This is a genomic window from Tepidimonas thermarum (genome assembly GCF_007556705.1).
Classification (GTDB): domain Bacteria; phylum Pseudomonadota; class Gammaproteobacteria; order Burkholderiales; family Burkholderiaceae_C; genus Tepidimonas; species Tepidimonas thermarum.
In genome coordinates this window covers 1-13,199 of record NZ_VJOL01000010.1, presented here as the reverse complement: position 1 = coordinate 13,199, position 13,199 = coordinate 1, and the positions used below count along the sequence as shown (strand labels likewise).

At 69.7% G+C, this 13,199-nt stretch carries 11 protein-coding genes; 6 read left to right on the top strand and 5 right to left on the bottom strand.

All coding sequences use genetic code 11. The features are described 5' to 3' along the window. Positions 1–7: 7 nt before the first annotated feature. The 3 genes from ggt to Tther_RS04125 all read right to left on the bottom strand — a co-directional run bounded on the left by ggt (position 8) and on the right by Tther_RS04125 (position 4,827). Entirely contained in the window at positions 8–1,849 is a 1,842-nt protein-coding gene (gene ggt, locus Tther_RS04135; protein WP_143901237.1) for a gamma-glutamyltransferase, read from the bottom strand. Between the two features lie 105 nt (positions 1,850–1,954). Then, the gene (locus Tther_RS04130) at positions 1,955–3,835 is read right to left on the bottom strand and encodes a methyl-accepting chemotaxis protein (protein ID WP_143901235.1); all 1,881 of its coding nucleotides are present in this window, start codon (positions 3,833–3,835) and stop codon (positions 1,955–1,957) included. A gap of 245 nt (positions 3,836–4,080) precedes the next feature. Continuing rightward, on the bottom strand, positions 4,081–4,827 hold the full coding sequence (locus Tther_RS04125) for a proteasome-type protease (RefSeq protein WP_143901233.1): 747 nt from the start codon (positions 4,825–4,827) through the stop codon (positions 4,081–4,083). 64 nt (positions 4,828–4,891) lie between these two features. Here Tther_RS04125 and Tther_RS04120 point away from each other — a divergent pair, with 64 nt between their 5' ends. Both Tther_RS04120 and Tther_RS04115 read left to right on the top strand, forming a co-directional pair. Beyond that, a complete protein-coding gene (locus tag Tther_RS04120; RefSeq protein WP_143901231.1) occupies positions 4,892–6,340 on the top strand; it encodes a circularly permuted type 2 ATP-grasp protein in 1,449 nt (482 codons plus the stop codon). Positions 6,341–6,356: 16 nt separating this feature from the next. Continuing rightward, positions 6,357–7,307 (top strand): alpha-E domain-containing protein, encoded by a 951-nt coding sequence (locus Tther_RS04115; RefSeq protein WP_143901229.1) that lies wholly within the window; start codon positions 6,357–6,359, stop codon positions 7,305–7,307. A gap of 14 nt (positions 7,308–7,321) precedes the next feature. On the opposite strand, the gene argC is transcribed toward Tther_RS04115, so the two are convergent. After that, positions 7,322–8,242 (bottom strand): N-acetyl-gamma-glutamyl-phosphate reductase, encoded by a 921-nt coding sequence (argC, locus tag Tther_RS04110; protein ID WP_143901227.1) that lies wholly within the window; start codon positions 8,240–8,242, stop codon positions 7,322–7,324. Between the two features lie 255 nt (positions 8,243–8,497). Between argC and sucC the strand changes: the two genes are divergently transcribed. The 4 genes from sucC (at position 8,498) to Tther_RS04090 (ending at position 12,124) form a co-directional block, all read left to right on the top strand. Further along, positions 8,498–9,664 (top strand): ADP-forming succinate--CoA ligase subunit beta, encoded by a 1,167-nt coding sequence (sucC, locus tag Tther_RS04105; protein ID WP_143901225.1) that lies wholly within the window; start codon positions 8,498–8,500, stop codon positions 9,662–9,664. Positions 9,665–9,691: 27 nt separating this feature from the next. After that, on the top strand, positions 9,692–10,585 hold the full coding sequence (gene sucD, locus Tther_RS04100) for a succinate--CoA ligase subunit alpha (RefSeq protein ID WP_143901223.1): 894 nt from the start codon (positions 9,692–9,694) through the stop codon (positions 10,583–10,585). A 106-nt stretch (positions 10,586–10,691) separates the two neighbouring features. Further along, complete coding sequence (locus Tther_RS04095; RefSeq protein WP_143901221.1) at positions 10,692–11,453, top strand: Stp1/IreP family PP2C-type Ser/Thr phosphatase; 762 nt, start codon at positions 10,692–10,694, stop codon at positions 11,451–11,453. Continuing rightward, the gene (locus Tther_RS04090) at positions 11,441–12,124 is read left to right on the top strand and encodes an FHA domain-containing protein (RefSeq protein ID WP_143901219.1); all 684 of its coding nucleotides are present in this window, start codon (positions 11,441–11,443) and stop codon (positions 12,122–12,124) included. Before Tther_RS04095 ends, Tther_RS04090 begins: the two co-directional genes overlap by 13 nt. Before the next feature lie 49 nt (positions 12,125–12,173). Here the strand turns inward: Tther_RS04090 and pyrF are convergent, their stop codons facing one another. After that, on the bottom strand, positions 12,174–13,013 hold the full coding sequence (pyrF, locus tag Tther_RS04085) for an orotidine-5'-phosphate decarboxylase (protein ID WP_143901217.1): 840 nt from the start codon (positions 13,011–13,013) through the stop codon (positions 12,174–12,176). Between the last annotated feature and the right edge of the window lie 186 nt (positions 13,014–13,199).

Below are 13,199 nucleotides of genomic sequence, written 5' to 3'. Positions count from 1 at the left end.
ACCCGCCTCAATCCCCCATCACCACGCCCTCGCGGCGCGGGTCCGCCCCGCCGAACCAGCCGGTACCGGTGCGCTGGAGGGCCTGCAGGCCGCTGGTCATGTCCATCTCGCGCACCTCGTGCCCGCGCGCCCGCAGGGCCTCGAGCGTGCTGGCGGGGAAGCGCCCCTTCTCCAGCAGGGTGGGGCCGTTGGTGGAACCAAAGTTGGGCAGATCGATGGCCTGCTGGGCGTTGAGTCCCCACGCCAGGGTGCCCAGCAGCGTCTTGGCGGTGTAGTGGATGATGAGCGCGCCACCGGGCGAGCCGGCACTCATCACCAGGCGGCCGTCGCGGCGGTCGAACACCAGGGTTGGGCTCATGCTGGAGCGCGGGCGCTTGCCTGGCTGCACACGGTTGGCGATCGGTGCGCCCGTCGCGTCGGTGGGCACGAACGAAAAGTCGGTGAGCTCGTTGTTGAGCAAAAAGCCGCGCACCATTTGGCGCGCGCCAAACTGGTCTTCGATGGTGGTGGTCATGGCCAGCGCGCGGCCCTCGGCATCGACGATCGAGATGTGCGAGGTACCGTACTCCGGCTGATCCGGTTGCGCGGCCTGCGACACGCGCAGCGGCGCCGGCTGACCCGCTTGGGCACGCACCATCGACCGTGCCCCGATCCGCCCCGCACGCTGGCGCAGGTAGGCGGGATCGATCAGGGTGCGCCAGTCGCCGCCCGGCGCCGCGACGAAATCCGGATCGGCCACGTACTGCGCCCGGTCGGCGAAGGCCAGCCGCGCGGCCTCGGTGTAGGCGTGCAAAAAGTCCGCACTCGGCACGCCATCGGCCAGCGGGGTGGACACGGGCGTGTGCTCGAGCATGCCCAGCATCTGCACGATGGCCAGATGGCCCGACGACGGAGGCGGAAAGCCGCACAGGCGGTACTGCCGCCAATCGGCGCACAGCGCCTCGCGCTCGCGCGCACGGTACGCGGCCAAATCCTCGGCGCTCAGGCGGCCGGGGTTGGTCGGGTGGGTCTGCACCTTGGCCACGATGTCGCGCGCGATCGGGCCGCGGTAGAACGCATCCGCGCCCCGTGTGGCCACGTCGCGCAGCACCGCCGCCAGCTCCGGGTTGCGCACACGCGTGCCCACGGGCCAGGGCTGGCCATCGGGTTGGTAGAAATAGCGCGCCGCCACCGGGTCGCGCTTGAGGTGCGCCTCTTGGCGCAGCAAGCCGTGCAGGCGCGGACCGATGGGGAAGCCCTCTTCCGCCAGCCGGATGGCGGGCTCGAACAGCGTGGCCCAGGGTAGGCGGCCATGGCGTCGGTGCGCCAGCTCCAGCATGCGCAGCGTGCCCGGCACCCCCACCGCGCGCCCGCCCACCACCGCGTCGTCGAAGGCCATCGGCTTGCCGTCGGGCTGGAGGAACAAACGCTCATCGGCCGCTGCTGGGGCGGTCTCGCGCCCGTCGTAGGCCTGGATCTGCCGCCCGTCCCAGTGCAACAGGAAGGCCCCACCCCCGATGCCGCTGGACTGGGGCTCCACCAGCGTCAACACCATTTGCACGGCCACCGCGGCGTCCACCGCGCTGCCACCGGCTTTGAGCACCTGATAGCCCGCATCGGTGGCCAGCGGGTTGGCCGCGGCCACCGCAAAGCGCTGCGTGGCCCAGCCGGGCTTGGCGCTGGTGCCCGTCGCGGCTTCCGGCTGGGCGGGGATGCGGTAGTCGAACGCCGGAGTGGGTCCGGCGCAGCCAACCAGCCCGGCCGCAAGCGCCAGACCGCCGAGGGCGGCCAGCAGGCGCGCCCGCCACCCCTGGGGCGGGACTGCCGACGTATGGCGGGGGGTGGTGTGCGGGATGGAAATCACACGCATACTCTACACCTCTACACAACAGCGCCGCCGGCGCCCTTGCCCAGGTTGTCCAGCCGGGCCACGGGCACGGCGTGGCGACAATGCTGGGCTGGCACTGCCGTCGCGTCAAAGCCTGAAGCGCCCGATCTCGTCCATCAACCGCTGGGCCTGCTGCTCCAGCGCGACGGCCGCTGCCGACGTCTGCTCCACCAACGCCGCGTTTTGCTGGGTGCTGGCATCCAGGTGCTGAATCGCCTGCACGCTGTGCGCCACGCCGTCGCTTTGCTCGTGCGCCGCAGCGGCCATTTCGCCCATGTAGCCGTTGATCGTCTCGGCGTTGCGCACCAGGCTCCCCATCGTGGTGCCGGCCTGCTCCACCACCTGCACGCCGGCTTGCACCTTGCCTGAGCTCTCCTCGATCAGCGCCTTGATCTGGCGCGCCGCCTCGGCGCTGCGTTGCGCCAGCGAGCGCACTTCGCCGGCCACCACCGCAAAGCCACGGCCGGCCTCGCCGGCGCGGGCGGCCTCCACCGCAGCATTGAGCGCCAGAATGTTGGTCTGAAACGCGATGCTGTCAATCACCTGCGTGATGTCGGCGATCTTCTGGCTGCTGGACTGGATGTCGCGCATGGTGCCCACCACCGAGTCCACCACGCCGCGGCTGTCCTCCGCCACCCGCGCGTTGGTCTGCGCGAACTGCGCGGCCTCGTGCGCGCGCTGCGCGGTGGCCTGCACTTGCGAGCCGATCTGCTCCATCGCGCTGGCCTGCTCCTCCAGCGTCGCCGCGGCCTGTTCGGTGCGGGCTCCCAGGTCGCGCGAGGCGTGCGCGATCTCTTCGCTGGCGCTGGCCAGGTCGCGCGCGGCATGGCGCACCTTGCGGATGAGGGCGTGCAACGCGTCGTAGGCCACACGCAGGTTGACGATGATCTGCGCCGGCTCGTCCTTGCCCCAGGGCTTGGGGGGCGCCTCGCGCAGGTCACCGCGCGCCATCAGTTCCAGGTGCTCCTGAATCACGCGCGTGCCGCCGCGGTTGACGAGATAGAACGCGACGCCAAAGTACAGCGAAACCACCACGAGGGTCGCGATCACGGCCGTGCGTATCCACATCTCCCGCTTCATGCCGTCGAGGCGCTCGGCCAGCAGCGCGTCCAGCAGCGGCAGCAGCCGCTGCGCAAGCTCAGCCTGCGCCTGCACGGCGGCGTGGCCCGCCTGCGCAAGTGCGCCGACCTGGGACGAATCGAGCGCCTCGGCGTGCAGCACGTTCTGGCCGATGCGCTGGTAGAAGGCGCGCACCGGTGCCAGCGCCTGCTGCAGCGCAATGGTGGATGCCGTCTCGGGCCGCGCACCGATCGTCTTGGCCAGCCCGGCCTGCATTTGCTCGAAGTGGAACGTCACCAGCGCCTCGTCGCGCACCAGCGGCTCTGCCAGTGCCGGGGTGCGCTCGCCCGCGCGCAAAATGGCCAGGCTGCGGGCCTGGGTAGCGCCGGCACGGTCGATGGTGTCGGGCAACCGAAAGCACACCGCATCCATGATGTAGTAGGTGTGCACACCCGGATCCAGCGTGAGATTGGAGTCGTCGCACACCTGCGCGGCCAGCGCCACCAGCGCGCGCAGCATGGCGCTGTGCGCATCCAATGCCGTGACCGCGTCGCTGGCACGGGTCTGGGCCGCCTGCTGCACGGCCTGCAGCGCGCGCTGGGAGCCCCCATCACGCACGGCCGCCTGCTGCACCAGCGTCTGCAGGGCCGCCTGCAGCCGCGCCTGCGCAGCCTGTGGGTCTGCAGCGGCATCACCGGCGGCATGGGCGGTGGCCTCGCGGCGCACATCCAGCGCGACCAGCAGCGCCGGGTATATGCGCTGCTGGTCATGCACGCCGTCGCGTTCCTTGGCCGAAAAGGCAATGTTGCCCAGCATGGTGCTGTAGTACGCCAGCGCCAATGCCGCAACCGCCGCCAACAGCAGCGCGCCCAACAGCGCCATCTTGGGCGCGAAGGGAAGGTTGCGCATCACAAGCACGCCGGGCGCCATGATGCCGTGGGCAGAAAAAGCCGTGCGCGGCAGGGGCAAGCTGGCCGGAATCGGTGGCTCGTGCGGAGCGATCGGGGCTGTGCGGTGGACCGCCAGGGGCGGGTTGGACGACATATCGGGCACCTCCTGCTAACACACGTCAGCAAGATGCGTACCAACCGACACACGTCGGCAAGATGCGTACCAACCTGTAGGGCGTGGGGCCGGGCACGGTGGCGGGCGGCTCAGCCACGCCGGTCGCACCAGTCGGCTTGGTTCAGACCAGGCAGCGCGTTGAAGGCCTGCTGAATGCGCTCGCTCCAGGCGAGACGCAGGCGCTGGAAGTACGGGTCATCAACTTCGATGCGGTGATGGCAGGCCAGCCGCAACTCGTCGCGCGGCAAGATCGCCAGGTCCAGCGGCATGCCCACCGACAGGTTGGATTTCAGCGTCGAGTCCATCGAGATCAGCGCGCACTTGGCCGCCTCCTCCAGCGGCGTGTGGTGGCGAAAGATGCGGTCGATGATCGGCTTGCCGTACTTGGACTCGCCAATCTGGAAGTACGGCGTATCGGGCGTGGCCTCGACGAAGTTGCCGGCGGCGTACACGTTGAACAGCCGTGGTGGCTCTCCGGCGATTTGGCCACCAAAGATCAGGCTGACGTTGAAGTCGATGCCGAAGGCGCGCAGCGCCTCGGCATCGCGCCGGTGCACCTCGCGCACGCAATCGCCGACGTGGCGCGCCGCCTCGAACAGGTTGGGCGCGCGCAGCAAGCTGTCGCCGTCTTGCGCCATGCGCTCGCTCAGCAGCGTCACCACCGCCTGCGTCACCGCCAGGTTGCCGGCCGACAGCAGCACCATCACGCGCTCGCCAGGGTGATCGAACACCACCATCTTGCGAAAGGTGTTGATCTGGTCGACGCCGGCGTTGGTGCGGGTGTCGGACAGGAACACCAGGCCGGCGTCCATGAGCATGCCCACGCAGTAGGTCATCGTTGCCTTTCGATCGGGATAGGTCGGGCACGGTCCTTGCAAAGATCGGGCCACGAGGTGAACCATGAATGAGCTGTGGCACCCCTATCAAGGGGCGGGATTCTATGACGAGCTGATCGGCCCGGACGGGCAACCGCGGGCTGCGGCGCGCGCCCTGCTGGAACATCTGGGACGGCTGCCGCCAGCGGAGCTGGCAGCACGGCGGCAGGCGGTGGATGCGGCCATTATGGCCGCCGGTATCACCTTCACGGTCTACAGCGACGCCGGCAACATCGACCGCGCCTGGCCCTTCGACATCGTGCCACGCGTGCTGGCACTGGGCGAATGGCGCCGCATCGAAAACGGTTTGCGGCAGCGGCTGCGCGCGCTCAACCTGTTCATCGACGACCTCTACAACGCCCAGCGGGTGGTGCGCGACGGCGTGTTCCCGGCCGAGGTGCTCGCCAGCTCGAAAAACTTCCGCGCTGCCTGCCGGGGGTTTTCGCCCCCTTTTGGGGTGTGGGCGCACATCTGTGGCACCGATCTGGTGCGCGACCGCGACGGCACCGTCTACGTGCTGGAGGACAACCTGCGTGTGCCCTCCGGCGTGTCCTACATGCTCGAGAACCGCCAGCTCATGAAGCGACTGTTCCCGGAGCTGTTCCGCGCCAGCGACATCCTGCCGGTGGACGACTACCCCGAACGGCTGCATGAGACACTGGCGGCGCTGTCGCCGCGCCAAGGCGAGCGGCCGGTGATCGCGGTGCTGACGCCCGGCATCTACAACTCGGCCTACTTCGAGCACTCCTACCTGGCGCAAAAGATGGGCGCGGTGCTGGTGGAGGGCAGCGACCTGTCGGTGCAGGCCGACGACTGCGTCTACATGAAGACGGTGGCCGGGCTGCGCCGGGTGGACGTGATCTACCGCCGCATCGACGACGACTTCCTCGACCCGGAGGTGTTCCGCCCCGATTCGGTGCTTGGCGTCCCCGGTTTGATGCGCGCCTGGCGCGCCGGCAACGTCGCCATCGCCAACGCGCCGGGTGCCGGCGTGGCCGACGACAAGGTGGTCTATGCGTACGTGCCGCACATCATCCGCTACTACCTCGGCGAGGAGCCGATCCTGCCCAACGTGCCGAGCTGGTTGTGCATGGACCCACAGCAGTGCGCATACGTGTTGGCGCACCTGGACGACCTGGTGGTCAAGCCCGCCAACGAGTCCGGCGGCTACGGCATGCTGATCGGCCCGCGCGCCAGTGCGGCCGAGCGCGCGCGCTTCGCGGAGCTGATCCGCGCCAACCCGCGCAACTACATGGCGCAGCCAACGCTGACGCTGTCGACCGCGCCGACCTGGATCGACGACCACCTGGAGCCGCGCCACGTGGACCTGCGCCCATTCGTGCTACAGGCCCGTGAGCTGCACGTCACCACTGGCGGGCTGACACGCGTGGCGCTGCAGGCCGGCTCGCTGGTGGTCAACTCGTCGCAGGGCGGCGGGGCCAAGGATACCTGGATCGTCGACACCGGGGCCTGACCCCAAGGAGCATCCCATGCTGTCCCGCGTCGCAGAAAACCTCTATTGGATGGCGCGCTACCTGGAGCGCGCCGAAAACACCGCCCGCTTCATCAACAGCGTCACACAGATGCTGCTGGACCTGCCGCGCGGCGCCGCATTTGGCTGGGACGTGCTGCTCAAAGCCGCCGGGCTGGACGAACGCTACGCCGCGCACCGCGACACGGCCGAGGAGGACGCCATCATGCACTTCCTCATCGCCGACGAACACAACCCCAGCTCGATCGTGGCCAGCGTGCAGCGTGCGCGCGAGAACGCCCGCACCTTCCGCGAGGTGCTGCCGATGGAAATCTGGGAGCGCATCAACGCGCTGCACCTGTTGGTGCGCGCGCAGGCGTCGGCAGCCTGCGACGGGCGCCGCGCGCGCTGGGAGCTGCTCAACGGTGTGGTCGAGCGCCAACAGTCGGTGGTCGGGCTGCTGGAGGGCTCGATGAGCCGCGACCTGGCATGGCAGTTCATCGCGCTGGGGCACCACCTGGAGCGCGCCGACATGACCACGCGCATCCTGGACGTCAACTCGGCGGTGCGGCTGCCGGATGACCCGGCCGGCGCCCAAATCGCCCGCGAGCGCCTGTGGCTGTGCACGCTGCACGCGCTCTCGGCGCTGCAGATGTACCGCCAGCATGTCGGCGTGCGGGTCCAGCCGGAGGCGGTGCTTGGCTACTTGACGTTGGACACGCGCTTTCCGCGCGCGGTGGCGCATTGCCTGGGCGAGCTCGAGACCGGGCTGGCACAGCTGCCGGACTTCCACGGACCGCTGGCGGTGGCGCGCACGCTGTGGCGCCGGCTGCGCGCGCTGGAGCGCGACGAGGCGGCGCTAAGCGGCCTGCACGCGCGCATGGACGGCATCCAGCGCGACCTGGCGGCGCTCCACGACGCACTGGCGCGCCAGTACTTTTGGCGCCACCAGGACCCGGCCGCAGGCTAACGCCACGGCGGCCCTTACAGCCCCAGCATCAAGCGGAGATTTTGCACCGCGGCGCCGCTGGCGCCCTTGCCCAGGTTGTCCAGCCGGGCCACGAGCACGGCGTGGCGGTGCTGCTCGTTGCCGTACACGCGCAGCTCCAGCCGGTCGCTGCCGGCCAGGGCCACGGCGTCGAGCTTGCCGTCGGCGGTGGGCGGCGCCACCGACACCCAGGCACTGCCGGCGTAGTGGGCGGCCAGCGCCTCGTGCAGGTCGGCAGTGCGCACCTGCCCGGGCAGCGTGTCCAGGTGCAGCGGCAGCTGCACCAGCATGCCCTGCGGGAAGTTGCCCACCGACGGCACGAACAGCGGGCGCCGACGCAGCCCCGTGTAGGCCATGATTTCCGGCAGGTGCTTGTGCTCCAGCCCCAGGGCATACAGCTCGAAGGCGGGGGCGCGACCGGATTCGTACGCCTCGATCATGGTGCGCCCGCCCCCGGTGTAGCCGCTGACGCTGGGCAGGCACAGCGGGTGGTCGGGCGGGATCAACCCCGCATCGACCAGCGGGCGAATCAGCGCGATCGCGCCGGTGGCGTAGCAGCCGGGGTTGGCGACGCGCTCGGCGCTGCGGATGGCCTCGGCCTGGCCGGGCGCCAGTTCGGCAAAGCCATAGACCCAACCCGGCGCCACGCGGTGCGCGGTGGAGGCGTCGATGATGCGCGGTGCGCGCCCGGTGTCGGCGCGCAGCGACTCGATCATGGCCACCGACTCGCGCGCCGCGTCGTCGTGCAGGCACAGGATGACCAGGTCGGCCTGCGCCATGAGGGCGCGTTTGGCCAGCGGGTCCTTGCGGCGCGCGGGGTCGATCGACAGCAGCGACACCCCATCCAGCCCGGCCAAGCGTTCGCGGATTTGCAATCCGGTGGTGCCGGCTTCGCCGTCGATGAAAACCTGGGCCATGGCGATACTCCGTGGGGGTTATACCCCATTGACAACGTCACAATGTGGACACCGCCGCCGCGGCGTCCGTCAGCTTTGCACAAGGTTTGTGCGACGCACCATGATACAGTTCGCGCTGTCCCGCGCTGGCCCGCCAGCCGCGGCGCCCTGTCGTGGGGCGCTGCGCACTCGTGCACGCGGCGGCAGCGGCGGCTTGGCCGTTGCGTCTGCCGCCGGGCGGACCTCCCGTCAGACGCCACTTCAGACAGGAACCACATGAAGATTCACGAGTATCAAGGCAAGGAGATCTTGCGTCAGTTTGGCGTGCCCGTGCCGCGCGGCATTGCGGCATTCACGGTGCAAGAAGCGGTCGAAGCGGCCCAGAAGCTGGGCGGCCCGGTCTGGGTGGTCAAGGCCCAGATCCACGCCGGTGGCCGCGGCAAGGGCGGCGGCGTCAAGGTGGCCAAGAGCATCGAGCAGGTGCGCGAGCTGGCCAGCCAGATGCTGGGCATGCAGCTGGTGACGCACCAAACCGGCCCGCAAGGCCAAAAAGTGCGCCGGCTCTACATCGAAGAAGGCGCCGACATCGGCAAAGAATACTACGTCTCGGTCGTGACCGACCGTGCGACGCAGAAGGTGGCCATCATCGCCTCCAGCGAAGGCGGCATGGACATCGAGGAAGTCGCCGCGCGCACGCCCGAGAAGATCGTCAAGGTCTTCGTCGATCCGCTGGTGGGCCTGACCGATGCGCAGGCGCGCGAGCTGGCCGAAGGCATCGGCATGAGCGGGCACACGGTGGACCAGGCGGTGGCGCTGCTGAAAAACCTCTACCGCTGCTACATGGAGACCGACGCCTCGCTGGTCGAGATCAACCCGCTCAACCGCGACAGCCAGGGCAACCTGATCGCGCTGGACGCCAAGTTCAATTTCGACAGCAACGCACTGTTCCGCCACCCCGAGATCGTCGCCCTGCGCGATCTGGACGAGGAAGACCCGGCCGAGGTGGAGGCCTCCAAATACGACCTGGCCTACATCAGCCTGGACGGCAACATCGGCTGCCTGGTCAACGGCGCGGGCCTGGCCATGGCCACCATGGACACGATCAAGCTGTTTGGCGGTGAGCCGGCCAACTTCCTGGACGTCGGCGGCGGCGCCACGGCCGAGAAGGTGACCGAGGCGTTCAAGATCATGCTCAAGAACCCCAACGTCAAGGCCATCCTGGTCAACATCTTTGGCGGCATCATGCGCTGCGACGTGATCGCCACCGGCGTCATCACCGCGTGCAAGGCCGTCAACCTGAACGTGCCGCTGGTGGTGCGCATGAAGGGCACCAACGAGGACCTGGGCAAAAAGATGCTGGCCGAGTCGGGCCTGCCCATCATCAGTGCCGACACCATGGCCGAGGCGGCGCAAAAGGTTGTCGCCGCCGTGGCCGGCCGTTGATCCGTTGCGCCGAGAGGAAACCGCACCATGTCCATCCTGATCAACAAAGACACCAAGGTCATCACCCAGGGCATCACCGGCAAGACGGGCCAGTTCCACACCGAAAAGTGCCAGGAATACGCCAACGGCAAGCACTGCTTCGTTGCGGGCGTCAACCCCAAAAAGGCCGGCGAGAAAATTTTTGACATCCCCATCTACGCCTCGGTCAAGGAAGCCGCGGCCGAAACCGGCGCCACCGTCAGCGTCATCTACGTGCCGCCGGCCGGTGCCGCCGACGCCATCTGGGAGGCGGTGGAAGCCGACCTGGACCTGGTGGTCTGCATCACCGAAGGCATCCCCGTGCGCGACATGCTGATGGTGCGCAACAAGATGAAGGCCAAGGAGGCGGCCGGCGGCAAGAAGACCCTGCTGCTGGGCCCCAACTGCCCCGGCCTGATCACGCCGGATGAAATCAAGATTGGCATCATGCCCGGCCACATCCACCGCAAGGGCCGCATCGGCGTGGTCTCGCGCTCCGGCACCCTGACCTACGAGGCCGTGGCGCAGCTCACCGAGCTGGGGCTGGGCCAGTCCTCGGCGGTTGGCATCGGCGGCGACCCGATCAACGGCCTCAAGCACATCGACGTGATGAAGATGTTCAACGACGACCCGGACACCGACGCCGTGATCATGATCGGCGAAATCGGCGGCCCGGACGAGGCCGAGGCCGCGCGCTGGTGCAAAGAGCACATGAAAAAACCGGTGGTCGGCTTCATCGCCGGCGTCACCGCGCCCCCCGGCAAGCGCATGGGCCACGCCGGCGCGCTGATCTCCGGCGGCGCCGACACCGCCGAGGCCAAGCTCGCCATCATGGAGGAGTGCGGCTTCAAGGTCACGCGCAACCCCTCCGAGATGGGCAAGCTGCTCAAGAGCCTGCTCTGACGCCCCGCGCAACGTGACATCAGCACGGCCCCGCCACGGCGGGGCCGTGTCGTTTGGCGGGCCGCGGGGCGCTACACTGCGTGGGCTTGTTGCCCACCGCCACGCCATGCGATTGCTGTTCACCGCGGCCACCGACACGGGGCGGCTGCGCCCCAACAACGAAGACGCCGTGCTCACCGACGCCGAGCTCGGCCTGGCCGTGCTGGCCGACGGCATGGGCGGCTACCAGGCGGGCGAGGTGGCCAGCCGGCTGTGCTGCGAGGCGGTGCAGACCTCGCTGCGTGCCGACGACGGGCCGGCCGGCGCGGCGCTGGGCGAGCGGCTGCGGCGCGCCATCGAAGCGGCCAACCAGACCGTCTACGACCACGCGCGGCACTACCCCGCCTACCGGGGCATGGCCACGACCGTCGTCGCGGTGCTGATCGACGGCGCCCGCCTGGCCGTGGGGCACGTGGGCGACTCGCGCCTGTACCGGTTGCGCCAGGGGCAACTGGTCGGCCTTACGCGCGACCACACGCTGGTGCAGGAGCAGGTGGACGCGGGCGTGTTGAGCGCGGCGGCGGCGCGCGCCGCCCAGCACCGCAACCTGGTCACCCGGGCGGTGGGCGTTGCGCCCTGGGTGGACATCACGCTGACCGAGCACGTCATCGCACCGGGGGACACCTACCTGCTGTGCTCCGACGGGCTGCACGACGGCCTGACGGACGCGGAAATCACCCGCATCCTATGCCGCGCGGGGCCACCGGCGCAGACGGTGCAGGCGCTCATCGACGCCGCCAACGCCGCGGGCGGGCACGACAACATCGCGGTGGTGCTGATCCATTGCGTGCCCGCTGTCCCACCAGAGGATGACGCATGCCCACGCTGATCATTGCCTGCGACGGGCGCGAGCTGCAACGCGTGCCGCTGACCCAACCGCGCACCACGGTGGGCCGACGTCCGTACAACGACATCGTGATGGAACACCTGGCGGTCAGCGGCGAGCACGCGGTCTTCGTGCTGGCGCCCGACGGCGGGGTGCAGGTGCTCGACCTCAACAGCACCAACGGCACCTACGTCAACGGCCGCGCCGTGGTGTCGGCACCGGTGGGGCCGGACGACCTGATCGAGATCGCGCGCTACCAGTTGCGGGTGGTGGTGGAGGATGCGGCAGCCCCGGCCGTGGCCAGCACCACCATGTCAGCAGCGCCTCCGGCAGGCGGGCCACAGCCCCCTGCACCGCCGCCTGCACCGCCGCCTGCCCCGTCGCCTGCCCCGTCGCCCGCCCCGTCGGGCGTGGCCACGGCGCGGCTGCGCGTGCTCGATGGCCCGGCGGCCAGCCGCATGCTCGTGTTGACCAAAGCCGCCACCACCATCGGCCGCCCGGGCGTCGCGGTGGCCAGCGTCGAGCGCACCGCGGACGGTTACCGGTTGGCGCGCGTCGCGGGTGCGGGGGCGGTGACGGTCAATGACCACCCGCTGCCGGCCGAGGGGCAGGCGCTGCAGCCCGGCGACGTGATCGCACTGGCCGGCACGCGCATCCGCTTCGAAACGGACTGAACAACCTTCCTGGGGCGCTGCCCGGCCATGGGGCAAGGCCCACGCCACCCTACCCCTGCGGCCACAACGCTGCCCGCGTGCGTTCGGCTTCGGCGCGCGCGGCGGCCGCAAAGTCGTCCCCGCTGCTGGCGTAGAGGATGGCGCGGGAGGAATTGACCACCACCGGCCCGCTGGTGCGGCCATCGGCATCGCCGCGCCAGCCGGCGCGCACCACGGTGGCGGCGTCGCCGCCCTGGGCGCCGACGCCGGGGATGAGCAGCGGCACCGTGGGGGCGAGTTCGCGCACGCGCTCGATTTCCTGCGGGTAGGTGGCGCCCACCACCAGCCCCATTTGGCCGTTGCGGTTCCAGGGCCCTTGCGCCAACGCGGCGATGTGCTCGTACAGCAGCGGCTGCCCGGGCACGTCGGCCAGCCGGCGCGCCTGCAAGTCATCGCCGCCGGGGTTGCTGGTGCGGCACAGCAGAAACACCCCTTTGCCCGGGTAGCGCAGGTAGGGTTCGACCGAATCAAAGCCCATGAACGGCGACAACGTGACCGCGTCGGCCCCGTAGCGCTCAAAGGCCTCCTTGGCGTACTGCTCGGCCGTGCTGCCGATGTCGCCGCGCTTGGCGTCCAGGATGATGGGCACCTGCGGCGCGGTGACGCGGATGTGCGCCATCAGGCGCTCGAGCTGGTCCTCGGCCCGGTGCGCGGCAAAGTAGGCGATCTGTGGCTTGTAGGCGCACACCAGGTCCGCCGTGGCATCGACGATGGCCGCACAGAAGTCGTACAGGCGCGCGGCATCACCCCGCCAGCGCGCGGGCAGCCGAGACGGTTCCGGGTCCAGTCCCACGCACAGGCGCGAGCGCTGGCCGAGCTCGGCGCGAAGCAGCATCTCGATGAAGTCCATGGCGGCATTGTAGGGAGGTGCGCTGTCGCTACCATGCGGGCATGTCCGAGACGCCACCCGCCCACCCCTCGGCCAGCCGCGCGGTCAGCACCAGCGCGTACCGGTCGGCCAGTCCGCCGAGCAACCCGCCGACCATAAGGGCCAGCAGGCACAGCTCATACGTGCGCCGAAAGCCAAACCGGGTCA

Coding starts and splice junctions, on each gene's coding strand:
- Tther_RS04120 (WP_143901231.1), top strand. CDS start 4,892: ATGAATGAGCTGTGGCACCCCTATCAAGGGGCGGGATTCTATGACGAG.
- argC (WP_143901227.1), bottom strand. CDS start 8,242: ATGGCCCAGGTTTTCATCGACGGCGAAGCCGGCACCACCGGATTGCAA.
- pyrF (WP_143901217.1), bottom strand. CDS start 13,013: ATGGACTTCATCGAGATGCTGCTTCGCGCCGAGCTCGGCCAGCGCTCG.
- Tther_RS04095 (WP_143901221.1), top strand. CDS start 10,692: ATGCGATTGCTGTTCACCGCGGCCACCGACACGGGGCGGCTGCGCCCC.
- sucC (WP_143901225.1), top strand. CDS start 8,498: ATGAAGATTCACGAGTATCAAGGCAAGGAGATCTTGCGTCAGTTTGGC.
- Tther_RS04090 (WP_143901219.1), top strand. CDS start 11,441: ATGCCCACGCTGATCATTGCCTGCGACGGGCGCGAGCTGCAACGCGTG.
- Tther_RS04130 (WP_143901235.1), bottom strand. CDS start 3,835: ATGCGCAACCTTCCCTTCGCGCCCAAGATGGCGCTGTTGGGCGCGCTG.
- Tther_RS04125 (WP_143901233.1), bottom strand. CDS start 4,827: ATGACCTACTGCGTGGGCATGCTCATGGACGCCGGCCTGGTGTTCCTG.
- sucD (WP_143901223.1), top strand. CDS start 9,692: ATGTCCATCCTGATCAACAAAGACACCAAGGTCATCACCCAGGGCATC.
- Tther_RS04115 (WP_143901229.1), top strand. CDS start 6,357: ATGCTGTCCCGCGTCGCAGAAAACCTCTATTGGATGGCGCGCTACCTG.
- ggt (WP_143901237.1), bottom strand. CDS start 1,849: ATGCGTGTGATTTCCATCCCGCACACCACCCCCCGCCATACGTCGGCA.